24 protein-coding genes and 1 riboswitch are annotated in these 22,116 nt (G+C 65.9%); of the genes, 15 read left to right on the forward strand and 9 right to left on the reverse strand.

Annotated features, from left to right (window positions below; translation table 11 throughout):
* The first annotated feature begins 126 nt into the window (after window positions 1-126).
* From rpsF to EV687_RS12940, 13 genes are all read left to right on the forward strand, one after another.
* Window positions 127-498, forward strand: a complete 372-nt coding sequence (rpsF, locus tag EV687_RS12880) for a 30S ribosomal protein S6 (protein ID WP_122227964.1) — start codon at window positions 127-129, stop codon at window positions 496-498.
* A gap of 63 nt (window positions 499-561) precedes the next feature.
* Complete coding sequence (gene rpsR / locus EV687_RS12885) at window positions 562-843, forward strand: 30S ribosomal protein S18 (protein WP_122227961.1); 282 nt, start codon at window positions 562-564, stop codon at window positions 841-843.
* A 14-nt stretch (window positions 844-857) separates the two neighbouring features.
* Window positions 858-1,310: a 50S ribosomal protein L9 gene (gene rplI, locus EV687_RS12890; RefSeq protein ID WP_122227958.1), complete on the forward strand. Its 453-nt coding sequence runs from the start codon at window positions 858-860 to the stop codon at window positions 1,308-1,310.
* A gap of 185 nt (window positions 1,311-1,495) precedes the next feature.
* Window positions 1,496-2,914 carry a replicative DNA helicase gene (dnaB, locus tag EV687_RS12895; protein ID WP_122227955.1) on the forward strand — a complete coding sequence of 473 codons (1,419 nt, stop codon included), beginning with the start codon at window positions 1,496-1,498 and terminating at the stop codon, window positions 2,912-2,914.
* Between the two features lie 57 nt (window positions 2,915-2,971).
* Complete coding sequence (locus EV687_RS12900) at window positions 2,972-3,685, forward strand: HAD family hydrolase (protein ID WP_122227952.1); 714 nt, start codon at window positions 2,972-2,974, stop codon at window positions 3,683-3,685.
* Between the two features lie 124 nt (window positions 3,686-3,809).
* Entirely contained in the window at window positions 3,810-4,949 is a 1,140-nt protein-coding gene (locus tag EV687_RS12905; RefSeq protein ID WP_122227949.1) for a S49 family peptidase, read from the forward strand.
* A gap of 399 nt (window positions 4,950-5,348) precedes the next feature.
* Window positions 5,349-6,416, forward strand: a complete 1,068-nt coding sequence (locus tag EV687_RS12910) for an NAD/NADP-dependent octopine/nopaline dehydrogenase family protein (protein WP_122227946.1) — start codon at window positions 5,349-5,351, stop codon at window positions 6,414-6,416.
* Window positions 6,413-7,453: a 3-hydroxyacyl-CoA dehydrogenase NAD-binding domain-containing protein gene (locus tag EV687_RS12915; protein ID WP_242612624.1), complete on the forward strand. Its 1,041-nt coding sequence runs from the start codon at window positions 6,413-6,415 to the stop codon at window positions 7,451-7,453. Before EV687_RS12910 ends, EV687_RS12915 begins: the two co-directional genes overlap by 4 nt.
* A 65-nt stretch (window positions 7,454-7,518) precedes the next feature.
* On the forward strand, window positions 7,519-8,508 hold the full coding sequence (locus EV687_RS12920) for an ABC transporter substrate-binding protein (RefSeq protein WP_122227940.1): 990 nt from the start codon (window positions 7,519-7,521) through the stop codon (window positions 8,506-8,508).
* A 16-nt stretch (window positions 8,509-8,524) separates the two neighbouring features.
* Window positions 8,525-9,310, forward strand: a complete 786-nt coding sequence (locus tag EV687_RS12925; RefSeq protein WP_122227937.1) for an ABC transporter ATP-binding protein — start codon at window positions 8,525-8,527, stop codon at window positions 9,308-9,310.
* Window positions 9,307-10,140: an ABC transporter permease gene (locus tag EV687_RS12930; protein ID WP_242612626.1), complete on the forward strand. Its 834-nt coding sequence runs from the start codon at window positions 9,307-9,309 to the stop codon at window positions 10,138-10,140. Before EV687_RS12925 ends, EV687_RS12930 begins: the two co-directional genes overlap by 4 nt.
* 72 nt (window positions 10,141-10,212) lie before the next feature.
* Window positions 10,213-10,977, forward strand: coding sequence for an ABC transporter permease (locus tag EV687_RS12935; protein WP_242612627.1), 765 nt, complete (start codon window positions 10,213-10,215; stop codon window positions 10,975-10,977).
* 64 nt (window positions 10,978-11,041) lie between these two features.
* Window positions 11,042-11,488: a MarR family winged helix-turn-helix transcriptional regulator gene (locus EV687_RS12940; protein ID WP_122227931.1), complete on the forward strand. Its 447-nt coding sequence runs from the start codon at window positions 11,042-11,044 to the stop codon at window positions 11,486-11,488.
* Window positions 11,489-11,575: 87 nt separating this feature from the next.
* Here EV687_RS12940 and EV687_RS12945 read toward each other — a convergent pair whose 3' ends face one another.
* The 4 genes from EV687_RS12945 to EV687_RS12960 all read right to left on the reverse strand — a co-directional run bounded on the left by EV687_RS12945 (window position 11,576) and on the right by EV687_RS12960 (window position 15,476).
* Window positions 11,576-11,857, reverse strand: coding sequence for an FtsB family cell division protein (locus EV687_RS12945; protein WP_122227927.1), 282 nt, complete (start codon window positions 11,855-11,857; stop codon window positions 11,576-11,578).
* A 59-nt stretch (window positions 11,858-11,916) separates the two neighbouring features.
* Window positions 11,917-13,203, reverse strand: a complete 1,287-nt coding sequence (eno, locus tag EV687_RS12950; protein WP_122227924.1) for a phosphopyruvate hydratase — start codon at window positions 13,201-13,203, stop codon at window positions 11,917-11,919.
* Between the two features lie 33 nt (window positions 13,204-13,236).
* Complete coding sequence (locus tag EV687_RS12955; RefSeq protein ID WP_122227921.1) at window positions 13,237-14,928, reverse strand: CTP synthase; 1,692 nt, start codon at window positions 14,926-14,928, stop codon at window positions 13,237-13,239.
* An 80-nt stretch (window positions 14,929-15,008) separates the two neighbouring features.
* Entirely contained in the window at window positions 15,009-15,476 is a 468-nt protein-coding gene (locus EV687_RS12960) for a hypothetical protein (RefSeq protein ID WP_165392828.1), read from the reverse strand.
* Between the two features lie 239 nt (window positions 15,477-15,715).
* Window positions 15,716-15,886: riboswitch (FMN riboswitch) on the forward strand.
* A gap of 128 nt (window positions 15,887-16,014) precedes the next feature.
* Between EV687_RS12960 and EV687_RS12965 the strand changes: the two genes are divergently transcribed.
* Window positions 16,015-16,524 carry a 6,7-dimethyl-8-ribityllumazine synthase gene (locus tag EV687_RS12965; RefSeq protein WP_122227915.1) on the forward strand — a complete coding sequence of 170 codons (510 nt, stop codon included), beginning with the start codon at window positions 16,015-16,017 and terminating at the stop codon, window positions 16,522-16,524.
* 15 nt (window positions 16,525-16,539) lie between these two features.
* Here the strand turns inward: EV687_RS12965 and EV687_RS12970 are convergent, their stop codons facing one another.
* The 5 genes from EV687_RS12970 to EV687_RS12990 form a co-directional block, all read right to left on the reverse strand.
* On the reverse strand, window positions 16,540-16,971 hold the full coding sequence (locus EV687_RS12970; RefSeq protein WP_122227912.1) for a carboxymuconolactone decarboxylase family protein: 432 nt from the start codon (window positions 16,969-16,971) through the stop codon (window positions 16,540-16,542).
* Between the two features lie 61 nt (window positions 16,972-17,032).
* Window positions 17,033-18,001 carry a Bug family tripartite tricarboxylate transporter substrate binding protein gene (locus EV687_RS12975; protein ID WP_122227909.1) on the reverse strand — a complete coding sequence of 323 codons (969 nt, stop codon included), beginning with the start codon at window positions 17,999-18,001 and terminating at the stop codon, window positions 17,033-17,035.
* Window positions 18,002-18,075: 74 nt separating this feature from the next.
* Complete coding sequence (locus tag EV687_RS12980; RefSeq protein WP_122227906.1) at window positions 18,076-18,951, reverse strand: amidohydrolase family protein; 876 nt, start codon at window positions 18,949-18,951, stop codon at window positions 18,076-18,078.
* On the reverse strand, window positions 18,944-20,149 hold the full coding sequence (locus EV687_RS12985) for a CaiB/BaiF CoA transferase family protein (protein ID WP_207226451.1): 1,206 nt from the start codon (window positions 20,147-20,149) through the stop codon (window positions 18,944-18,946). The genes EV687_RS12980 and EV687_RS12985 overlap by 8 nt, the downstream gene beginning before the upstream one ends.
* A gap of 80 nt (window positions 20,150-20,229) precedes the next feature.
* Window positions 20,230-21,105 (reverse strand): HpcH/HpaI aldolase/citrate lyase family protein, encoded by an 876-nt coding sequence (locus EV687_RS12990; RefSeq protein ID WP_122227900.1) that lies wholly within the window; start codon window positions 21,103-21,105, stop codon window positions 20,230-20,232.
* Between the two features lie 111 nt (window positions 21,106-21,216).
* On the opposite strand from EV687_RS12990, the gene EV687_RS12995 reads away from it, so the two are divergent.
* The gene (locus EV687_RS12995; RefSeq protein WP_122228950.1) at window positions 21,217-22,086 is read left to right on the forward strand and encodes a LysR substrate-binding domain-containing protein; all 870 of its coding nucleotides are present in this window, start codon (window positions 21,217-21,219) and stop codon (window positions 22,084-22,086) included.
* The last annotated feature ends 30 nt before the right edge of the window (window positions 22,087-22,116 follow it).

Here is a 22,116-nt window from a genome sequence, read left to right on the forward strand (position 1 = left end):
TTTGGCTGGTGCGCATGAACCCGTTCTTGGAAAATTGACCGGCTTACTCTATAATGCGCGGTTTCCTTGCCACAGCCGCTGTTTGACGCTGCGGGTGGCAGTCCATTCCACAAGGGAGTAATCACGATGCGTCACTATGAAATCATTTTGCTGATCCATCCGGATCAGAGCGAGCAAGTGCCCGCCATGCTGGAGCGCTACAAAGGCATGATCACCGAAGCCGGTGGCAAGATCCACCGCGAAGAGGACTGGGGCCGCCGCCAACTGGCCTACCCGATCAACAAGCTGGTCAAGGCGCACTACCTGTGCCTGAACATCGAAGCCGGTCAGGAAGTGATGGACGAGCTCGAGCACGCCTTCCGCTTCAATGACGCCGTGCTGCGCCAGCTCACGGTGCAGAAGAAGAAGGCCGATACGGCACCTTCGTCGATGATGAAGACGGTCGAGCGTGAAGAGGCCCGCAAGTCTGCGCAAGCCGAACAGGCGCAGAACGGCTGATGCCGCGCTGCACAGTGCCTGCACGTTTTTCCATTCACCCCAAGATTTGATCAGGAGCCGACCATGGCTGCACCAAAACGTTTCAACAAAGATCGCCGTCCGAAGCGCAACAACCAGAACCTGCTGTTCAAGCGCAAGCGCTTCTGCCGCTTCACCGTCGCTGGCGTCGAGGAAATCGACTACAAGGACATTGACACCCTGCGCGACTTCGTCGCCGAGAATGGCAAGATCATTCCCGCCCGCCTGACCGGTACGCGCGCCATTTACCAGCGTCAGCTCAGCACCGCCATCAAGCGTGCCCGCTTCCTGGCCATGCTGCCGTACACGGACCAGCACAAAATCTGACAGGGAGCCCACTCATGCAAATCATTCTTCTGGAAAAGGTTGTCAACCTGGGCAATCTGGGTGACATCGTCACCGTCAAGGACGGCTACGCCCGCAACTTCCTGATCCCGACTGGCCGTGCCCGTCGCGCCACCGAAGCTGCCAAGGCCGAATTCGAGGCGCGCCGCGCCGAACTGGAGAAGGCTGCTGCCGAGAAGCTGGCTGCCGCCCAGGCGATCGCCGAGAAGCTCGCTGGCACCACGGTGCGTCTGTCGCAAAAAGCCGGTGTCGATGGCCGACTGTTCGGCTCCGTGACCAACCATGACATCGCCGCCGAGTTGAGCAAGCAAGGTTACGACGTGCACAAGGCGCAGGTTCGCCTGCCCAATGGCCCGATCAAGGTGGTGGGCGACACCGCCGTGGTGGTGGCCCTGCACACCGACGTCGATGCCGAGATCACCGTCGCGGTCTACGGCGAAAGCGTCTGAGGTGGCGACTGCGATCTGACGCGCAGCCCCACACTCCTAGAAACCGCCAGTCATGGCGGTTTTTTCATGGCCGCGACGGCGTATCCTGCGCGGCGTGTCGGCCAGACCACCTGCGCTCTTCCCGGTAACGCCAGGGGGCGGGGCATGCCGGGTAAGATGATGGTTTGAAGGAAGTGATGCACACAATGGATTCAGACGTACGGTCCTTTCCGAGCCGGCGCCCCGAGGAGATGGCCGACCCACAGATCGCCGATCTGCGCCTGCCGCCGCAATCTGTCGAGGCCGAGCAAAGCGTGCTCGGCGGCCTGCTGCTGGACAACCAGGTCTGGGAGCGCGTCTCGGACCTGCTCAAGCAGGGCGACTTCTATCGCAGCGAGCACCAGTTGATTTACGCGGCCATTGCCGCATTGGTCGAGAGCGGCAAACCCGCCGACGTGGTGACGGTCTTCGAGCACCTGCGCGGCATCGGCAAGGCCGAGGAGATTGGCGGCATCGCCTATCTCAATATGCTGGCACAGTATGTGCCCAGCGCCGCCAACATTCGCCGCTATGCGGAAATCATCCGCGAGCGCGCCATCCTGCGCAAGCTCATCACCGCCAGCGACGAGATCGCCACGGCCGCCTTCAGCCCACGCGGGCGCGAGGTAGGACAAATCCTCGATGAGGCCGAGGCCAAGGTCTTCAGCATCGCCGAGGAAAGCTCGCGCATGAAACAGGGCTTCCAGTCGCTGGAGACACTGGTGGTCGACCTGATGGACCAGATCGAGGAGATGGCACAGAACCCGTCGGACATCACCGGCGTCTCCACCGGCTTTGCTGATCTCGACCGCATGACCAGCGGCCTGCAGCCGGGCGACATGGTGGTGCTGGCCGCGCGTCCTTCGATGGGCAAGACGGCCTTTGCGATCAACATCGCCGAGCATGTGGCGCTCAACGAAAGCCTGCCGGTGGCGATTTTCTCGATGGAAATGGGCGCGGCTCAGCTGGCGGTGCGGATCGTCGGTTCGATTGGTCGCATCAACCAGGGGCGGTTGCGCACCGGCAAGCTGCACGACGAGGAATGGCCGCGCCTGACCGAAGCCATCGAACGGCTGCGCAACGTCTCGCTGCACATCGACGAGACGCCGGGCCTGACGCCGACCGAACTGCGCGCCAACGCGCGCCGGCTGGCGCGCCAGTACGGCAAGCTCGGCCTGATCGTGGTCGACTACCTGCAGCTGATGAGCGGCTCGGGCAACTCCTCGGACGAGAACCGCGCCACCGAACTCGGCGAGATCTCGCGTGGCCTGAAGATGCTGGCCAAGGAGCTGGGTTGCCCGGTGATCGCGCTCTCGCAGCTCAACCGCAGCGTGGAGCAACGCACCGACAAGCGCCCGATGATGAGCGACTTGCGCGAATCGGGCGCCATCGAGCAGGATGCCGACGTCATCATGTTCATCTATCGTGACGACTACTACAACAAGGAAGCGAGCAAGGAGCCCAATGTGGCCGAGATCATCATCGGCAAGCAGCGCAATGGCCCCACTGGCAGCGTCAAGCTGTTCTTCCAGAAAGACCAGACCCGCTTCGAGAACCTGGCCATGGGCGGCGACGACCCATATTGAGCTTCCTTCCGAACCCTGCCAGCCCATCCAGATGCCCGACAGCCAGACATGCCAGCCATGACCACCGACCTGCCGCAGCGCCGCACCGCGGCGTCCGATGCCGCCCTGCAGCCGCAGCACTTCCGCCTGCTGGCCTTCGATTGGGACGGCACCTTGTTCGATTCCACCGCCATCATTGCCCGCAGCATCCAGGAAGCCGTGCGCGACGTCGGCGGCACACCACCGGACGACGAGCAGGCGCGCTGGGTGATCGGCATGGAGCTGGGCGCGGCGCTGGCCAAGGCTGCGCCGGACGTGCCGCCTGCGGCCTATCCGCAGCTGGGCCTACGCTACCGCTACCACTACCTGCAGCACCAGGACGACATCGTGCTCTTCGATGGTGCGCTGGACCTGCTGCACGAGCTCAAGGCGCGCGGCTTTGTGCTCGCGGTGGCCACCGGCAAGAGCCGGCGCGGCCTCGATCACGTGCTGGCCAGCCATGACTTGCAGGGCCTGTTCGACGACTCGCGCACCGCCGACGAAACCGCCGGAAAGCCCGACCCGCTGATGCTGCAGGAGCTGATGCAGGCCCATGCCGTGCCATCCGCGCAGGTGCTGATGATCGGTGACACCAGCCACGACCTGCAAATGGCCCGCAATGCCGGCACCGCCAGCCTGGGGGTGGCCTATGGCGCCCATGCCGGCGAGGGCCTGCATGCCTACGAGCCGCTGGGCGTGATGGAGTCCGTCGCGCAACTGCGGCAGTGGCTGGCCACGCGGGTCGAGCCATGAAAAGATCGTAAACAGGTCCTGATAGGTCCGAGCAGATTCGCCATGCCTTTTCCGACGACCTGATGGCCGGCGCTCAGATACTTGGACAACCGAGGCTATAACTGCAAGCTGTGGAGTTTTGACAATGCAATCTGGTGAGGATTCTTCCGGCCCGGCAAAGGGCCCATCGACGGGCCAGCCAACGTCCCGGACCGGTGAAGAGCGCGACCTGTGGGCCGAGCGGCCTGGCCAGGCACGTGCCGCTGCTGATGAGCAGCCCGGTCGTGGCCGCCGCTCGGGAAAGCCGGCCGCTGGCGACAAGGACGATGGCGTCGGCAAGGAGCCGGGCTGGGAGCGCAGCGTGCTCGAGAAATTGGCCTTTGCCAGCCTCAAGGAGCAGCGCGCCCGCAGGCGCTGGAACATTCTGCTGCGCTTTCTGTTTCTCGCCTATCTGGTGTTCCTGGCCTGGCTGTTTCTCTCCAGAACGCAGTGGACGAGCGAGCCTGCGCGCGGCCTGCACACCGCCATGGTCAACATCCAGGGCGTGATCGCCGAGGACAAGCCCGCCAGCGCACGCTACCTGCTGCCGGCGCTGCGCGCGGCCTTCGAGCAGTCGCAGTCCCAAGCCGTGCTGCTGAACATCAATTCGCCCGGTGGCAGCCCGGTGCAGGCGGGCATCGTGCACGACGAGATCCTGCGCCTCAAGGCCAAGCACGGCAAGCCGGTCTATGCCGTCATCGGCGACGCTGGCGCCTCCGCTGCCTATTACATCGCCGTGGCGGCCGACCGCATCTATGTGGACAAGGCCAGCCTGGTTGGCAGCATCGGCGTGCTGCTCAACGGCTTCGGCTTCACCGAGGCGATGGACCGGCTCGGCGTCGAGCGCCGCCTGCTGACCTCCGGCGAGCACAAGGGCTTTCTGGATCCGTTCAGCCCCATGCAGGCCAGCGATGTCGAACACGCCAAGCAGATGCTGCGGCAGATTCACCAGCAGTTCATCACGGTGGTGCGGGAAGGGCGGGGCGAGCGCCTGAAGGAGTCGCCCGAGATGTTCTCGGGCCTGTTCTGGACCGGCGAGGAGTCGATCCAGTTGGGGCTGGCCGATGCCTACGGCTCGGTGCACTCGGTGGCGCGTGACGTGGTCCAGGCCGAAAAGCTGATCGATTACAGCTACAAGCGCAACCTGGCGGATCAACTGGCCAACCGCCTGGGCGCCTCGCTGGGGGCCGGCGTGGGCACAGGGGCGATGCAGGAACTGCAGGGCGAGGCCGTGCCCTGGCGCTGATGGGTTGATGTGGGCTGCCGCGCTGGTTGACGGCCTCTTTGGATCACAAGCCCCGGCATGGGAGAGCCATGCCGGGGCTTGTTGCGTTCCGGGCGCGCTTGCACATGTGCATGCCGCGGGTGGCGCCCGCTGTCGCGTCATGGTGCGCAAGGTGCCATGCTGGTGCATGGAGTGCAAAGCCCATGCCCAGTGGCTGGCAGGCACGGCGTGTCTGCGGGTTCGAGTCCGGGCCATTGCGTCCTGGGGCATGGGGCTTCACCCTGTGTAGGCAGCTCCATCAAGGGGCGATGGAAGTGCAAAAATTCTGGGCATGATATTTGCATGAGCATGCATATATTTTGATTCACCCCTATCCATGGCAAGCCATGCGGTGCTGGCTTCAGCGAAGAAAGGACACAGATGAAAGTAGCGATCCTCGGCGGCGGGCATGGCTGTTATGCCACTGCGGCAGATCTTGCAAGACAGGGCCATGAGGTGAGGTTGTGGCGTCGCCAGGCCCAGCGTACGCCCGCCTACACGATTGACGTGGAGGATGGGCAGGGCGCGTCCACGGCGACGGTGAGCCTGCTGACCTCCGACCTGGCCGAAGCAGTGGCAGACGCCGCGCTGATCGTGCTGCCAACGCCGGCTTTCGCCCAGCAGGACATCGCACGCCGCCTGGCGCCGCACCTGGCGGACGGCCAGGTCGTTTTCCTGCCGCCCGGCACTTTCGGCTCATGGGTCATGCTCAAGGAAGTGCGGCAGGCCGGCTGCACGGCCGATGTGGCCTTCTGCGAGACGGGAACCCTGCCTTATCTGGCGCGCAAGCATGGCGAGGCGCGGGTGCGCATCACCAGCTACGCCACCAGATTGCCCACGGGGGTCTTGCCCGCGCGCCTGTCCGAGCATGCGTTCGAGGTGCTGCGGCAGGCCTATCCGAGCGTGGAGCCGCTGGAGGATGCCCTCTCTGGAGCGCTGATGAACGCCGGCCCCATCATCCACCCGCCGTTGATTCTGATGAATGCCGGCCCGCTCGAGCATTTCCCGGCCTGGGACATCCACAACGAAGGCACCCAGCCATCGATCCGCGCCGTGACCAATGCGCTGGACCTCGAGCGCATCCATGTGCGCGAGACACTCGGCTATGGCGCCCCTCATTTCCCGCTGCGGGACCATTACGAGAATGACCAATGGATGTACGGCGATGCCCACCAGCGGCTGGTCGACAGCGGTGACTGGCGCGAGAAGATCGACCTGCACGCGCACCGCTACATGACGGAGGACGTCCAGTACGGGCTCGCATTCCTGGTGTCGGTGGCGGATTGGTGCGGTGCCCAGGCACCGATTGCCCGTGGTCTGCTGGCGATTGCTTCGGGGGTGTGCGGGCGTGACCTGGGGCAGGGCCCGCGTGCCCTGGCAACGCTGGGCCTGGCCGAGTTGACGCCAGCGCAGCTGCGCGAGCGGCTGCATTCGGGAGCGGTCGCATGAGTGCCGAGGGAATGCGCCAGCCGCCGGTGGCTGGTCCATCCGGGGCGGGCGGCTTGGTGGGGGTGATCGGGGCCGGGCGGATGGGGCGCAGCATTGGCGTGGCCTTTGCACTGGCTGGTACCGACTTCCTGCTGATGGACCTGCGCCAGCGCACGGACGAGGCCTGGCGGAAGCTGGAGGCCGAGGTCGCCAGCGACCTGCAGGCCATGTTGGCGCGCCTGTGCCGGCTCGGGCGCCTCGATGCGGTGGGCGCGGCCGAGGCGCTGAGGCGCATCCGGTTGCTGCGTGCCACCGAGGTGGCCGCCGCCCTGCCGGCCGTGGACGTGCTGTTCGAGGCGGTGCCCGAGACGATGGAGGCCAAACGCGAGGCGCTTGGCTTTGCCGGCGCGCATCTGCCGGAGCAGGCCTTGGTGGCATCGACATCGTCGACCATGCTGGCTGGCGAACTCGCCACGCTGGTGCCCCATCCCGAGCGCTTTCTCAATGCGCACTGGCTCAATCCGGCGTATCTGATTCCGCTGGTGGAGGTGTCGCCGCATGCCGCCACGGCAGGCGCGGTGCTCGAACGGCTGCTGGCGGTATTGCGCCAGGCCGGCAAGCAGCCGGTGGTCTGCCACGACCGGCCGGGCTACATCGTGCCGCGCCTGCAGGTGCTGATCATGAACGAGGCGGCCCGCATGATCGAGGACGGCACGGCCAGCGCTGCCGACATCGACGTGGCGATCCGCTATGGATTCGGCATTCGCTATGCATCGATGGGGGTGGCCGAATTCGTCGACTTCGGTGGCCTGGACATCCTCTATCACGCCAGTGCCTATCTGGCGGATCGGCTGGCCGATTCCCGCTATGCCAGCCCGCCGATCGTGCAGGCCAAGATGCAGCGCGGCGAACTGGGCATCAAGACCGGCCAGGGGCTCTACGCGTGGAATGCCGAGCAGGCCGAGCAGTTTCAGCAGGAGGCACTCGAGCGCATGGTGCGACTCCTGGACGCGCAGCAGGTGGACACCGGCACGGCCCTGCCTCGCCCCTGCGGCTGAGCGTGCCGGGGGTCGGCTGCATGCCGGGATTTTCTTTCGTTTCTCTGGACACAGGAGTTTGACGTATGGCTTTCGCACTTCGAGTGAAAAAGGTTCTGGCCATGGCATTGGCCGCGAGCGCAGGCGCAGGGGCCCTGGCGCAGGACATTCCCACCATCCGTGTCGGCTGGACCATCCCCGCCGAGGAGGCCAAATACTGGATGATGCGCCGCCCGGACGCCTTTCCGGAACTGGGCAAGAGCTATCGCATCGAGTGGACGCAGTTCCAGGGCACCGCGCCGATGGTGCAGGCCATGCTGTCCAACGCGCTCGATTGCTCGTCGCAGGCGCCGCTGTCGCTGGGGCAGGGCGTCATCAACGGCCAGTTGAAAGCCTACGTGATCGCGCAGCACGCTGGTGAGAGTCCGTCATCGTTCTCGGTGTACTGGGGCGTGCGCGAGGCCGATCCGATCAAGCGGCCGGAAGACCTCAAGGGCAAGACGGTGGGCGTGAACGTCTACGGCTCGGGCGTGCATGGCCAGATGGCCATGATCCTCAAGAACAGTGGCCTGGATCCGGCCAAGGACGTGCAACTGGTCGAGACGGGCTTCCCGGGCTCCGAGGCGGCGCTGCGTGGCGGCCGCGTGGATGCGGCGGTGTTCGTGCAGCCGTTTGCCGCGCGGGCTGAGGCCAAGGGCGGTATCCGCAAGCTGTTCTCGCTGCAGCAGCTCATGCCCAACACCGTGCATGTCATCGAGGTCTGCAAGGCCGACTTCGCGGACAGCCATCCGGATCTGGTCAGGCACTATGTGCGCGATCTCACGCGCGCCATGCAGATGGCCATGGCCCGGCGCGAGGAAACGATCGCGGTGGTTTCCGAGGTCACACGGGCGCCGGTAGAGGCCCTCGCCGGGTACCTGATGACGCCCAGCGACTTCGCCCGCAGCGCCGACATGCGCCCGGATACACAGGCCATCCAGGCCATGCTCGACCAGTACGCCGAGCTGGGAATGCTGAGCCGGCGCCTGGACGCCGGCACGCTGGTGCGCCCTGACCTCATGGCACCGCTGCAGTAACCAAGAGGACCGGAGCATGAGCGACTTCATCCAGATCCAGGGGCTCTCCAAGCGTTTCGAGGTGCCGGGGCGCGGCGCGCACCTTGCGCTCGATGGCATCGACATGGGCGTGCGCGAAGGGGAGTTCGTGTCGCTGCTGGGGCCATCGGGGTGCGGCAAATCGACCCTGCTGTACATGGTGGGCGGTTTCGTCAAGCCGTCGCAAGGGCAGATCCTGGTGGATGGCCGGGCGGTCCAGGGGCCAGCGCCGGAACGTGGTCCCGTGTTCCAGGAGTTCGCGCTGTTTCCCTGGAAGACGGTGCTGCACAACGTGATGTATGGCCTGCGTGTGCAGAAGGTGCCGGCGGCGCAGGCGCGCGAGCGCGCCGAGGTGCTGCTGGAGATGGTGGGACTGTCGGACTATGCCGGCTTCTACCCCAGGCAGCTCTCGGGCGGCATGCGCCAGCGCGTGGCGATTGCGCGCACGCTGGCCTACCAGCCGCGCATCCTGCTGATGGACGAGCCCTTCGGCGCGCTCGACGCGCATACCCGCACCAACCTGCAGAACGAGCTGCTGGGCATCTGGGAGCGCGATCGCAAGACGGTACTGTTCGTCACCCATGGCGTGGATGAGGCGGTTTATCTGTCCGACCGGGTTTTCGTGCTGAGCGGCTCGCCCGGGCGCCTGCACCGCATCGTCGACATCGACCTGCCACGGCCGCGGATCCGCGCGGAACTGCTGACCAACCTGCGCTACCAGCAATACGTGCTGGAGCTGGAGAACATGCTCGACCATGCCCGGCATGTGCGGAGTGCGGCATGACGCAGGCCTGCCATGGCAAGCGCGGTGTCACGCGAGGGCATGTGCAGGCCATGCGGGCCGGCATGCCGCGTGCGGCCGGCCGAATCCTGCGTCGTGTGGCCCCGGTGCTGGCGCTGCTGAGCGGCTGGCAGTTGCTGGCCATGGCACTGGACATGGAGGAGCTGCCAGGCGCGTGGCAGGCCTTGCAGACGGTGCCACAGATCCTCTCGAGCGGGGAGGATGTGGGCAGCATCCTGGCCTCGCTGCGGCGCATGGCCATCGGCTATGTGCTGGCATTGCTGATGGTGGTGCCGCTGGGGCTGTCGATGGGGCGTTGCCAGCGACTGGCGCGCGTCGTCAATCCGCTGGCGGCGCTGGCCTACCCGATTCCGAAGGCGGCGCTGATGCCCATCATCATGCTCTGGTTCGGGATCGGTGATCTCTCGAAGATCCTGGTGATCTTTCTGGGGGTGAGCCTGCCGTTGCTCTACCACAGCTACCAGGGCGCGCTGCAGGTGGACGAGAAGCTGTGGTGGTCGGCCCGGGCCATGGGCATGGGCGCCGTGCGCGGCATGCTGCGGGTGGTGCTGCCGGCTGCGCTGCCGGAAATCCTGCTGGGCTGCCGCGTCGCCGTGTCCATGGCCCTGATCACGATGATCAGCTCGGAGATGATCGCGCGGCAGCGCGGCGCCGGCGACCTGCTGTTCAATGCGCTGGACATGGCCGTCTATACGGAGGTCTACGCGATGATCGTGATCATCGCGGTGATCGGGCTGACATTGGATGCGCTGGTCGAGTGGGCGCGCCGCAGGCTCACGCACTGGACCGATGCGCAGGGCGCGGCGGGATAGTTTCCGGCGCCGTTGTCATCGGCCATGAGTGGCCATGAGTGGCAACGAATGGCAATGAGAGGACACAGGGGCATGAACACACCGATACATGCAATGAAATGGCTGGAGGCGCGGCTGGCGCCGGCGCTGTGGTGGTCGATCGCCAGCGTGGCCGCGCTGCTGGTGCTCTGGCAGGCCGTGAGCGGTCTCGGGCTGGTTGATGCCCGGCTACTGCCTTCGCCGCTGGCGATCTTCGCGCACCTTGGCGAGCAACTGGGCGAGCGCAGCTTCCAGTTCCACATCGGCCAGACGCTGATCCGCCTGCTGTGCGGCTTCGCGATCGCGCTGGTGATCGGCGTTGCGCTGGGCGTGGTCATGGCGCTGGGGGGCGAGGCCTGGCTGATGCCGCTGGTGCGGCTGCTGGCGCCGATCCCGAAGATCGCCATCTATCCTGCCCTGGTGCTGTTGCTGGGCTTTGGGCATGCCTCGAAGATCGGGCTGGTGGTGGCCGATGCCGTGTTCCCGTTGATCCTGGCCACTTTCCATGGCGTGCGCGCCGTGCAGCCCAAGCTGCTGTGGTCGGCACAGGCGGCCGGAGCGGGCAAAATAGCGCAGGTCCTGACGGTGCTGCTGCCATCGGCCTGGGGCTCGATCCTGACGGGTTGCCGCATTGCGCTGGTGATCGCCTGCATCAACGTGTTCCTCGCCGAGATGATCTCCTCGACCGACGGGCTGGGCCATCTGATGATCGTGGCGGCACGCTCGTACCAGGTGGTCGACATGTTCGTTCCGCTGGTCCTGATCTCGCTGATCGGGCTCGCCCTGAGCCGGGGAATCGGATTCTTCCGAATCGGCTAAGAACCTGTGATTAGCGGACCGGCGCCCTGGAAGGGCCGCAGACAGAAACCAAACAATCCAATCAATGATGGTGTCCAATTATCCGGGCCATGGCCTCTTCATCCCGTATCTGATCAACCGTACCGCCACGGCGATCAATGGCCAGATCACCACGTTCCTCGCGCAGCACGGCCTGACCCTGACGCATTGGCGGGTGCTGGCGTTTCTCTCGAAGCAGGATGGGCTCAACATTGGCGAACTCGGGCGCAACACCATGACCGAGCAGTCGACGCTGTCGCGCTCGCTGCAACTGCTGGAGAAGAAGGGCTACGTCACGCGCAAGAGCTGCCGCAAGGACACCCGGGCCACGTCCGTCTATCTGACCGCCGAGGGCAGCAAGGCCTTTGGCGAAATCCTGTCGTATGTGCTGGAACTGGAGGAGCGCTATCTGCAGGGCGTCTCGGAGCAGGAGCAGGCCACGCTGCGCGCCGCCTTGCAGAAGATCATCGCCAACAGCGGGCAGGAGGGCTGAACATCGGCGCGAGCGGTCCGGGCCAGACATGGTGATGCGTGCCGATGACCGTCATTCCCGCTGCCTTCGGTGGCGCAGGGCCCCGCATCAGGGCTTGGTGTACTGCACGAAGATCTCGTTGGGCTTGATCATGCCCAACTCCTGCCGGGCGATCTCTTCCATCATTTCGCGGCCATCGCGCAGGTCGGCAATGTCATTGTTCAGCCGTGCATTGTCCTGGCGCATCAGCTCGTTGGAGGCGTGCTGCACCTCGATCTCCGCCCGCATGATCTCCACGTTCGGATAGCTGCCGCGCCCGGACCAGATTTGCAGCTGGATCCAGGCCAGCAGGGCCAGCAGGATGAGCGTGGTGACGTAGCGCAGGCGCATGGGGTGTGGGTGATGGCATCACCACCCGCAGCGGGCAGGGCGCCCGCTGCGGTGGCGCGTCAGCGCAGATTGTAGAACGCCTTCAGGCCGGGGTAGTAGGCAACGTCGCCCAGGTCTTCCTCGATGCGCAGCAGCTGGTTGTACTTGGCCATGCGGTCCGAGCGCGAGAGCGAGCCGGTCTTGATCTGGCCGGCATTGGTGCCCACGGCGATGTCGGCGATGGTCGAGTCCTCGGTTTCGCCCGAACGGTGACTGATGACCGCGGTGTAGCCGGCGCGCTTGGCCATCTCGATGGCGGCGAAGGTCTCGCTCAGCGTGCCGATCTGGTTGATTTTGATGAGGATGGAGTTGGCGATGCCCTTCTCGATGCCTTCTTCCAGGATCTTGGTGTTGGTGACGAACAGGTCGTCGCCCACCAGCTGCACCTTCTTGCCCAGGCGGTCGGTGAGGATCTTCCAGCCCTCCCAGTCGCCTTCGGCCATGCCGTCCTCGATGCTGATGATGGGGTATTTGTCGCACCACGCCGCCAGCATGTCGGTCCATTGGGTGGCGCTGAGCTGCAGGCCGCCTTCGCCGGCCAGCGTGTAGACGCCGTCCTTGAAGAACTCGCTGGAGGCGCAGTCCAGGCCCAGTGCGATCTGCGTGCCCGGCGTGTAGCCGGCGGCCTCGATGGCCTGCAGGATCAACTGGATGGCCGCTTCGTGGTTCTCGACGCTGGGCGCGAAACCACCTTCGTCACCGACGGCGGTGCTCATGCCCTTGTCGTGGATGATCTTCTTGAGCGCGTGGAACACTTCGGCACCCCAGCGCAGCGCCTCGCGAAAGCTCGACGCGCCGGTCGGGATGATCATGAACTCCTGCAGGTCCAGGCTGTTGTTAGCGTGGGCGCCGCCGTTGATGACGTTCATCATCGGCACCGGCAGCGTCACGCCGCCCATGCCGCCGAAGTAACGGTACAGCGGCAGGCCCGATTCCTCGGCGGCGGCGCGCGCCACCGCCATCGAGACGGCCAGCAGCGCATTGGCGCCCAGGCGGCTCTTGTTGTCGGTGCCGTCGAGGTCGATCAGCGTGCGGTCGAGGAAGGCCTGTTCGGCAGCGTCCAGGCCCAGCACGGCCTCGGAGATCTCGGTGTTGATGTGCTCGACGGCCTTGAGCACGCCTTTGCCGAGGTAGCGGCTCTTGTCGCCGTCGCGCAGCTCGATGGCCTCGCGCACGCCGGTGGAGGCGCCCGAGGGCACGGCGGCGCGGCCCATCACGCCCGATTCAAGCAGAACATCACATTCCACCGTGGGGTTGCCGCGGCTGTCCAGAATCTCGCGGCCGACGATATCGACGATTGCACTCATGGGATTTCCTTGGGATGGTTGATAGGGGGGTGGTCAGGCCTTGATGGCTGGCGCCTTGGCTGCGGTGGCGGTGACCTGGCCGTCCTGCGCATGGTGGCGCATGGCGGCCTTGATGAAGGAGTTGAAGAGCGGGTGGCCGGCCCAGGGCGTGGACTTGAATTCCGGGTGAAACTGCACGCCGATGAACCAGGGGTGCACGCTCTGCGGCAGCTCGACGATCTCGGTGAGCTGCTCGCGCTGCGTCAGCGCCGAGATCACCAGGCCCGCCTCGCGCAACTGGTCGAGGTACTGCACATTGGCCTCGTAGCGGTGGCGATGGCGCTCGGTGACGGTGTCGCCATAGATCTGGTGTGCCAGCGTGCCCGGCCGCACGTCGGAAGTCTGCGCGCCCAGGCGCATGGTGCCGCCCAGGTCGGAGTGGGCATCGCGCTTCTGGATGCTGCCGTCCTTGTCCTTCCACTCCTCGATCAGGGCGATCACCGGCTCGGGCGTTTGGGGGTCGAACTCGGTGCTGTTGGCCTTGGCCAAGCCGGCTTTGTGGCGCGCATATTCGATGGTTGCCACCTGCATGCCCAGGCAGATGCCCAGGTAGGGGGTCGCGTGCTCGCGCGCAAAGCGCGCCGCGCAGATCTTGCCCTCGACACCGCGCGAGCCGAAGCCGCCGGGCACCAGGATGCCATCGAATGCGGCGAGCTGGCTCACGCTCTCGGGGTTGAGGGTCTCCGAGTCCACATAGGTGATCTCGACCTGCACATGGTTGACCAGGCCGGCATGGCGCAGCGCCTCGTTGACGGACTTGTAGCTGTCCGAGAGGTCGACGTACTTGCCCACCATGGCGATGCGCACCTTGCCCTGCGGGTGCTCGGTGCGCCAGACCAGGTCGTCCCAGCGCTTGAGGTTGGCCGGCGGCGTGTTCAGGCGCAGCTTGTCGCAGATCAGGCCGTCCAGGCCCTGCTCGTGCAGGAGGCGTGGCACCTTGTAGATGGTGTCCACGTCGGGCATGGAAATCACGCCCCATTCCGGCACATTGGTGAACAGCGAGATCTTGGCCTTTTCCTCTTCGGGAATGGTGCGGTCGGCGCGGCACAGCAGCGCATCGGGCTGGATGCCGATCTCGCGCAGCTTCTGCACCGTGTGTTGCGTCGGCTTGGTCTTGAGCTCGCCAGCCGTGGCAATGAAAGGCAGGTAGGTCAGGTGCACGAAGGCGGAATTGTTGGGGCCGAGCTTGAGGCTGAGCTGGCGCACCGCCTCGAGGAATGGCAGCGACTCGATGTCCCCCACCGTGCCGCCGATCTCGGCGATCGCCACATCGACCGCATCGGGCGTGCCGATGCCGGCGCCGCGCTTGACGTATTCCTGGATCTCGTTGGTCACGTGCGGGATCACCTGCACGGTCTTGCCCAGGTAGTCGCCGCGGCGTTCCTTCTCCAGCACCGACTGGTAGATGCGGCCGGTGGTGAAGTTGTTGGCCTGCCTCATGCGGGTTTCGATGAAGCGTTCGTAGTGGCCCAGGTCCAGATCGGTCTCGGCGCCGTCGTCGGTGACGAACACCTCGCCGTGCTGGAAGGGGGACATGGTGCCCGGATCGACGTTGATGTACGGATCGAGCTTGATCAGGGTGACTTTGAGGCCGCGCGATTCCAGAATGGCAGCCAGCGAGGCGGCCGCAATCCCCTTGCCCAGGGATGAGACGACGCCGCCCGTGACGAAGACAAATTTGGTCATGTCTTGGAGTGGTGGGGGAAATTGCGATTATAGGATGACTGCCCGGCGCCAGTGGCGGAGACCTCCGAAGGTTGCGGGGACTAGCGGCCCGGGGCCGCCGGCCCTGCCTGGCGGCGGAACTCGAAGGGCGCCGAGACCGAGCACGGCTGCGGAAAGCCCAGCGCCACCGTGCCGTCGGCGTGCAGATGCGTGGGGCTTTGCACCCGCAGGTGGTACTCGACATCCAGCGGCAGCGGAAAGGAGGCCAGCGAGGCGCCGCGCGCAACGGCCACGAAATGGTTGGGGCCGCGTTGCTGCCACTGCACCGCGGGGTGGTCGATGATGTCGCGTGGATGAAAAGGCCGCTCGAACGTCACCAGCCCGGTCTTTTGCTGTGGCAGCAGCTGCAGCAAGGTCTCGGCCATGCCGGGCATGCAGCCGGCGCTGCTGCGGGCGGTGCCGGCCGTCCAGCCCCAGCGGCCATCTTCGGGCTGAATGGCAGGGGCGGTTTCTGCAGCTGCGCTGGCGGCGAGCCCCAGTGTCGCGACCAGCATCAGTTGTCGCGACACCTGGGTGAGGGTACAGGCAAGCCGTCGCAGGATCAGGCGGTGGCGGCGATGGGGTCGATGGCGCAGATGGGGCATGTGGGCATGGTGCTGGACAGCCAAGGGCAGGGCAGGGTCGATTGTGCATCTTGGCGGCGCAGGCACTGCAAGCCCATGTAACGCCTGTGTCAGCTCACCCCGCCAGGTCTGGGCCGGCTTGCCTATAATCGAGGCGGCTTGGCAATTAATTGACAGTTGACGGGCCTTGTTCTCAGGGCGGGGTGAAAGTCCCCACCGGCGGTAACGTGTTGGCCTGGCGCTGCCTGGCCGAGGCGAAGTCCGCGAGCGCTGCGGGGCCATCCAGTTCCCGCAGGTCAGCAGATCTGGTGTGAATCCAGAACCGACGGTCACAGTCCGGATGAAAGAGAACCGCGATGCTGCCCATGCACATTCCACGTGACATGCCCCGTGCCCGCTTGCCGCTGGCATGGCGTCTGCTGGTTGTTGCGGGCACGTCCGCTTCCTGCCCTGATTCCTGTTCTTCATTTCCTTTGGAGTCATCATGAATCAGTCTTCGAATCCCCCTCTCTCAGTGCTGTCGCGGGCCTTGCCGGGTGGCGCTGCGCGCATTGCCATCGTGGCGGCGCAATGGCATGCCGACATCGTGCAGAAAGCCGTGGATGCCTGCGCCGATGGCTTGGCGCAGCGCATGCCTGGCGCCATCGTCGATCGGTTCGAGGTGCCGGGCGCCTTCGAGATCCCGCTGCATGCCAAGGCCCTGGCCAAGAAGGGGCGCTATGACGCCATCGTCGCCTGCGCGCTGGTGGTCGATGGGGGCATCTACCGGCACGATTTCGTGGCCACCGCGGTGATCGATGGCCTGATGCGTGTGCAACTGGACACCGACGTGCCGGTGTTCTCGGTGGTACTGACGCCGCACCAGTTTCACGGGCACGCCGAACACGAGCAGTTCTTCCGCGAGCATTTCGTGAAGAAGGGACAGGAAGCCGCCGAAGCCTGCACGGCGACGCTTGGCAGCCTGCGCCACCTGCACGACGCGCTGGCGGCCTGAGCCGCCGACAGGTGCTCAGCCTGGCGAGGTGGCCGCGTCGGAGTCGGGTCCGATGCCCGCCTCGTCCAGCACTTCGGAAGCGACCCTGAATGCATCGACGGCTGCCGGCAGGCCGCAGTAGAGGGCGGCATGGAGCAGTACCTCACGGATGTCCTCCGGACGCAGGCCGTTGTTGAGGGCTCCGCGCACGTGCAGCTTGAGTTCGTGCGGGCGGTTGAGGGCCATGATCATGGCCAGATTGAGCATGGAGCGGGTCTTGCGGTCCAGGCCGGGGCGATTCCAGATGTCTCCCCAGCAATACTGGGTTATCAGCTCCTGCAGGTCGATGTTGAAGTCGGTGGCGCTCTGCAGCGCCGCGTCGACGTGGGCCGTGCCCAGCACCTCGCGGCGAGTCTGCAGGCCCCGCTCGAACAGCTCGGGGTTCGAGGGTGCGAAGGGACGGGTCATCGGTGATCTCCTGATGGAAAGGGGCGGGCGATGCGGCACATCTCCGGCGTGGGCACTGTGCTCAGTCCTGCAGCACGATGCCGTTGCTTTTGACCACATCGGTCCAGCGCTGAATCTCCGAGTCGACGAACTGGGTGAATTCGGCGGAACTGCTGCCCACGGTGCTCAGGCCGAGCTTGGCCAGGCGCTCCCGGGTTTCGGGCTGTTGCAGTGCTTGCTGGATCAGTGATTCCAGTTTGCGGATGCGCTCCTCGGGCGTGCCGCGCGGCGCGAAGAAACCATTCCATTCCTCCACATCGAAGCCCTTGACGGCCGCTTCATCCACGGTGGGAACGTCAGGCAGTTCCGGCATGCGCGTCAGGGAACTGACCGCCAGTGCGCGCAGCTTGCCGGTGTTGACGTAGTTGAGGCTGGATGCGGCATTGGCGAAGTAGATGTGTACCTGCCCGCTCATCACGTCCACCAGGGCTGGCGCGCCGCCGTTGTAGGGCACGTGCAGCATGTTCACACCGGCTTCCTTCTTGAGCAGTTCGCCTGCCATCTGTGCCAGGCTGCCCGGCCCATAGGATGCATAGGTGAAGTGTTCGGGCTGCTGCCGCGCGGCATCGAGCAGACCGGGCAGGTTGTCGATGCCGGAGTTCGGTGCGGTCACCAGGATGTTGGGCACGGCCACGGCCTGGGAGATGGCGATGAAGTCCTTGCGTGCATCGTAGGGCAGGCGGCGCAGCACCGGGTTGATGCTGAAAGAGGATGCATCGTAGAGCAGCGTGTAGCCGTCGGCCTTGGCGCGGGCGACCTGCGAGGCGCCCACGGAGCCGCTGGCGCCGCCGCGGTTCTCGATCACCACGGATTGCCCGGCAAGGGCGGAAATGCTTTGCGCGATGATGCGCGCGGCATTGTCCGCGCCCCCGCCGGCGGCATAGGGCACCACGAGGGTGATGGGCTTGCTTGGATAGTCGTCTGCCGCGGCGGGCACGCAGATCGCCAGGGCGGTGGTGAAAATGGCCAGCAGCTTGAATGCCTTGGACATGGTGGTGGTCTCCTTGTTGAATAATTGGTCAGGGAAAAGCGGTAAGGGAATCGGTCTGGGAAAGGCGGCGCGCGTCAGCGCTCGAACTGGTAGAGCCGGGCCGGGTTGTCGACCAGGATGCGGGTGAGCGTTGCGCGGTCCCCGCACGCGGCGGCCAGCAGTTCGAGCAGCGCGGCGGCGTCCGGCCTGGCGTCGCCCTCGGTGATGTGGGGCCAGTCGCTGCCCCAGACCAGGCGTTGCGGGGCGGCCTCTATCCAAGCCGTGGCAATCGGCAAGGCGTCCGGCCAACTGCCGTCGCGCGCTGGAGCGTCCAGATAGAAGCCACTGATCTTCAGCCAGGCGCGCTCGCGCGCGAGCAGCCGCCGCACGATGTCGAATGCGGCGTGCCTGGTGCCCTGCGTCACAGGCAGGCGGGCCATGTGGTCGAACACCACATCGACGGGCAGGTCGGCCAGCATGTCCTGGTGGGCGACGATTTGTTCGGCACTCCAGTGCAACTGCAGGTGCCAGCCCATTTCGCGAATGCGATGGGCCAGTGCGCGCATTTCGGCAAAGCCGGCGGTGTTCTGATTCGGGGCGTGCAGGCTCAGGCGGATGCCGCGGATGCCACCCTCATGCAGGCGCATCAGGCTGGCATCGTCGATGTCCGGGGCGACGACGGCAATGCCGCGGGTGCATCCGCGCCCCAGCTGAGCGATCGCTTCGAGCGTGACGCGGTTGTCGGTGCCATGCACGCGAGGCTGTACCACCACGGCCCGGCTGGTCCCCAGCAGCGCTTGCAGTTGCCGATAGGCGGCAACGTCCGCATTGGCTGGCAGGTCCGGGGTGTGGGGAAACCGGGCGTCGTAGATGTGCAGATGGGCATCGCAGGCATTCGCCGGCACCACCAGGCGGGGGCTGCGCCCGGCGGCGGAATGTGGCGGCTGCGGCAGGGGCGGCCATTCAGTCATTGCCGCTCTCCCGCAGACGGTCGGCCGCGGCGCGGATGTCGGCGCCGTGCTGGTCCAGTGCCGGTGCCGCGAAGGGCGCGGGACCAGGGGTGCGGCTAAATGCGATCGGAGCGGTGAAACCACGATAGGGGCCCGCGACCGGGTGCTCGAAGTCGTGGATCAGCCCTTGTTCCCGCACCTGCGGGAAGTCGAACATGTCCTCCACGCTGCGAACGGCAGCGCAGGGCACGGTGTCACCAAACAGCGCTTCCCATTCGAGCGCGCTGCGGCGGGCCAGTGCCGCACGCAGCAGCGGCAGGATCTCGTCCCGCAGGGCGGCCCGCTTGCGCACCGAGTCATAGCGTTCGCACAACAGTGCGGCCAGGCCGGTCTTCTCGCACAGCGCCTGCCAGAAGTGGGGCGTGTTGGCGGAAATGTAGATGTGCCCTTCGCGGGTGGGGTGGATGCCGGTGATGCCGCCCGAGCGCATGTCGCGGCCGACCTCGCGCCCTTCGCTGGCCGCCCAGACCAGCCGGGCCGATTGCATGGCCAGTGCCGCGCGCAGCAGCGACACGCCCAGATACTGGCCCAGGCCGCTGCGCTCGCGCTCGAACAGTGCCGATGCAACGCCGGCGGCCACCAGTGTCGATGCGTAATAGTCCACCACCGAGCCGTAGAGAATTTCCGGCGGGCCATCGCGCTTGGCCTGCATGGCACACATGCCGGTCATCGCCTGCAGCACCTGGTCGTAGCCGGCCTTGTCCTTGAGCGGGCCGCTGTCTCCGTAGCCGGTGATGGCGCAGTAGATCAGGCGCGGGTGTTCGGCTGCCAGCGTCGGGTAGGCGATGCCCAGCCGCTCGGGAACTCCGGGGCGGAAGTTGTGCACCAGCACATCGGCCGTGCGGGCCAGCGCCTGCAGACGCTGGCGGTCCTCGTCCTGCTTGAGGTCGAGCACAGCGCCGAGCTTGCTGCGGTTGACGCCCAGAAAGGCGCGACTCTCCGTTTCGAGTGTCGAGGGATATTTGCGCAGGTTGTCGCCCGCGGGGGGCTCGATCTTGATGACCTCCGCGCCCTGGTCGGCCAGCAGCGTGCAGCCATAGGGCCCCGCGATGTAGGCGCTCAGGTCCAGCACGCGCACGCCCGTGAGCGGGCCGGCCGGGCCTTGGCGCGAGGGCAGGGCGGCCAAGTCGGTTGAAGAGGATGGTGTGGAGGCGGGCATGGAGGCGGGTCCGGGCTCGGTGATGGATGCGATGGCGGGTGAATGGGGCAGGTGCATTGGATGGCGATGGACCGTCTCGCTCAAGTCAGCAGCCCCAGGCGCTGCGCCAGCGTCACGGTTGCCTGCGCCCGCGCGACGAAGGGGGCGTCCACCATCTTGCCGTCGACGACGTAGACGCCGTTGCCCTGCAACTGCGCCTGCTGCGCGGCCAGCAGGACTTTCTGGGCGGATTCGATCTGGGCTGTGGTGGGCTGGAAGGCGGCGTTGGCCAGCGCCACCTGGCTGGGATGGATGCAGGTCTTGCCTGCGAAGCCCAAGCGCCGGGCCAGGGCGGCCTCTTCCTCGAAGCCGGCGGGGTTGCGGATGTCGGCAAAGGCGCCATCGTAGGCATCGACGCCGGCCTCGCTGGCCGCCAGACGCACCTGCAGCAGCACCTGCGCGAGGGCAAGGCGTTCGCTGCGGTCAATGCCATTGGGCTCGAACAGGTCGGCCAGACCCAATTGCAGGCCGGCCACGCAGGGGGCTGCGCAGGCCAGCGAAGCGGCGTTGCGCAATGCCGCTGGCGTCTCGATATTGAGGAGCAATCGCACCGGCGTGGTCAGGCCGCGCGCGCGTTCGAGCTTGCGGATGGTCTCGGCGATGGCGGCCACGCTGGCGGCGTCGGTGGGTTTGGGCAGGTTGATCATGTCCACGCCCGGCTGGACCATGGCATCGAGATCCTGCTCGAACCAGTCGCTGCCCGGCGCGTTGATGCGCACGATGGTGATCTTGCCGGCATGGCGCTCGGGCATCTGTCGCCATTGGGCCAGCCACTGGCGCACGTTCTCTCGGGCCTGTGCTTTGCGCGCCGGGGCAACCGCGTCCTCCAGATCCAGCGAGATGGCATCGGCTTCGCTGCGATAGGCCTTTTCGAACAGTTCCGGACGGTCACCGGGGACAAAGAGTTTGCTGCGCATGGCGAAAAAGGGTGAGAAGGATGGCGCAGTGTAGAAATTGCTGTTGTTTAAAAGAAGTACCTTGTTTTTTCTTCAGAAGATAAAATTTCTATCTTTTATTTTGGGATGGCCATGGAAACGGATTTCCTGCGGACCCTGCTGCGTGTGGCGGAACTGGGGTCGATGGCCCAGGCGGCGCGCAGCCTCGACATCACGCCGGCCGCGGTGGCGCACCAGGTGCGGTCGCTGGAGCTGTCGCTGGGAGCTGCGCTGGTGGTGCGTTCCGGGCGCACGGTGCTGCCGACGGCTGCCGGGCACCGTTTGCTCGAGCGGGTGCGTCCACTGCTGACGGAGGTGATGCAACTGCGCAGCGCCGTGCAGGGCCCTTCCTATGAAGGCCAATTGAACGTGGGCGCCATCAACACGGTGTTGCACACGGTTTTTGCCGCCGTTCTGGAGCGCTTTGCCCAGCGTTACCCCCAGGTGCGGCTGCTGGTGCATGCCGGCATGTCGCAGCCCTTGCTCGAACAGGTGCAGCAAGGCCGGCTGGATGTCGCCATGTGCCTGCACCCGCAGTTCGAGCTGCCCAAGACCCTGGGTTGGGCCCCGCTGCGCGAGGAACCCCTGATGGTGCTGGCGCCCGCCAGCCTGGCGGCGGGCGACCCGTTGGAGCTGCTGCAGCGGCAGCCCTTCATCCGCTACGACCGCAGCCTTGGCGGTGGCAGGCAGGCGGATGCCTACCTGCGGGCCCATGGCATTGTCACGCAAGAGCGCATCGAACTCAGCTCCCTGCTGGCCATTGCGATGATGGTCGATCGCGGCCTGGGCGTTTCGCTGGTGCCCCGCATCGATTCACCGTTGACGGCCGCCTTGCACACGGTGCACATCCCCTTGCCGGACCCGCCACCGCCCCGGGCCTTTGGTGTGCTGTGGCAAAGAGCCGGGCCGCGCGAGCCGCTGGTGCAGGCTTTCCGGCTGGTGGCGGCCGAGGCCGTGCGCTGAGCCCTCCTGCCTGGAAACCCCGGGACCATC

The organism is Corticibacter populi, from assembly GCF_004217315.1.
GTDB lineage: Bacteria > Pseudomonadota > Gammaproteobacteria > Burkholderiales > Burkholderiaceae_C > Lampropedia > Lampropedia populi.

What these genes read in the sequence shown, in the direction of transcription:
- rpsF (WP_122227964.1), top strand. Translation starts at nt 127, where the DNA reads ATGCGTCACTATGAAATCATTTTGCTGATCCATCCGGATCAGAGCGAG.
- rpsR (WP_122227961.1), top strand. Translation starts at nt 562, where the DNA reads ATGGCTGCACCAAAACGTTTCAACAAAGATCGCCGTCCGAAGCGCAAC.
- rplI (WP_122227958.1), top strand. Translation starts at nt 858, where the DNA reads ATGCAAATCATTCTTCTGGAAAAGGTTGTCAACCTGGGCAATCTGGGT.
- dnaB (WP_122227955.1), top strand. Translation starts at nt 1,496, where the DNA reads ATGGATTCAGACGTACGGTCCTTTCCGAGCCGGCGCCCCGAGGAGATG.
- EV687_RS12900 (WP_122227952.1), top strand. Translation starts at nt 2,972, where the DNA reads ATGACCACCGACCTGCCGCAGCGCCGCACCGCGGCGTCCGATGCCGCC.
- EV687_RS12905 (WP_122227949.1), top strand. Translation starts at nt 3,810, where the DNA reads ATGCAATCTGGTGAGGATTCTTCCGGCCCGGCAAAGGGCCCATCGACG.
- EV687_RS12910 (WP_122227946.1), top strand. Translation starts at nt 5,349, where the DNA reads ATGAAAGTAGCGATCCTCGGCGGCGGGCATGGCTGTTATGCCACTGCG.
- EV687_RS12915 (WP_242612624.1), top strand. Translation starts at nt 6,413, where the DNA reads ATGAGTGCCGAGGGAATGCGCCAGCCGCCGGTGGCTGGTCCATCCGGG.
- EV687_RS12920 (WP_122227940.1), top strand. Translation starts at nt 7,519, where the DNA reads ATGGCTTTCGCACTTCGAGTGAAAAAGGTTCTGGCCATGGCATTGGCC.
- EV687_RS12925 (WP_122227937.1), top strand. Translation starts at nt 8,525, where the DNA reads ATGAGCGACTTCATCCAGATCCAGGGGCTCTCCAAGCGTTTCGAGGTG.
- EV687_RS12930 (WP_242612626.1), top strand. Translation starts at nt 9,307, where the DNA reads ATGACGCAGGCCTGCCATGGCAAGCGCGGTGTCACGCGAGGGCATGTG.
- EV687_RS12935 (WP_242612627.1), top strand. Translation starts at nt 10,213, where the DNA reads ATGAACACACCGATACATGCAATGAAATGGCTGGAGGCGCGGCTGGCG.
- EV687_RS12940 (WP_122227931.1), top strand. Translation starts at nt 11,042, where the DNA reads ATGATGGTGTCCAATTATCCGGGCCATGGCCTCTTCATCCCGTATCTG.
- EV687_RS12945 (WP_122227927.1), bottom strand. Translation starts at nt 11,857, where the DNA reads ATGCGCCTGCGCTACGTCACCACGCTCATCCTGCTGGCCCTGCTGGCC.
- eno (WP_122227924.1), bottom strand. Translation starts at nt 13,203, where the DNA reads ATGAGTGCAATCGTCGATATCGTCGGCCGCGAGATTCTGGACAGCCGC.
- EV687_RS12955 (WP_122227921.1), bottom strand. Translation starts at nt 14,928, where the DNA reads ATGACCAAATTTGTCTTCGTCACGGGCGGCGTCGTCTCATCCCTGGGC.
- EV687_RS12965 (WP_122227915.1), top strand. Translation starts at nt 16,015, where the DNA reads ATGAATCAGTCTTCGAATCCCCCTCTCTCAGTGCTGTCGCGGGCCTTG.
- EV687_RS12970 (WP_122227912.1), bottom strand. Translation starts at nt 16,971, where the DNA reads ATGACCCGTCCCTTCGCACCCTCGAACCCCGAGCTGTTCGAGCGGGGC.
- EV687_RS12975 (WP_122227909.1), bottom strand. Translation starts at nt 18,001, where the DNA reads ATGTCCAAGGCATTCAAGCTGCTGGCCATTTTCACCACCGCCCTGGCG.
- EV687_RS12980 (WP_122227906.1), bottom strand. Translation starts at nt 18,951, where the DNA reads ATGACTGAATGGCCGCCCCTGCCGCAGCCGCCACATTCCGCCGCCGGG.
- EV687_RS12985 (WP_207226451.1), bottom strand. Translation starts at nt 20,149, where the DNA reads ATGCCCGCCTCCACACCATCCTCTTCAACCGACTTGGCCGCCCTGCCC.
- EV687_RS12990 (WP_122227900.1), bottom strand. Translation starts at nt 21,105, where the DNA reads ATGCGCAGCAAACTCTTTGTCCCCGGTGACCGTCCGGAACTGTTCGAA.
- EV687_RS12995 (WP_122228950.1), top strand. Translation starts at nt 21,217, where the DNA reads ATGGAAACGGATTTCCTGCGGACCCTGCTGCGTGTGGCGGAACTGGGG.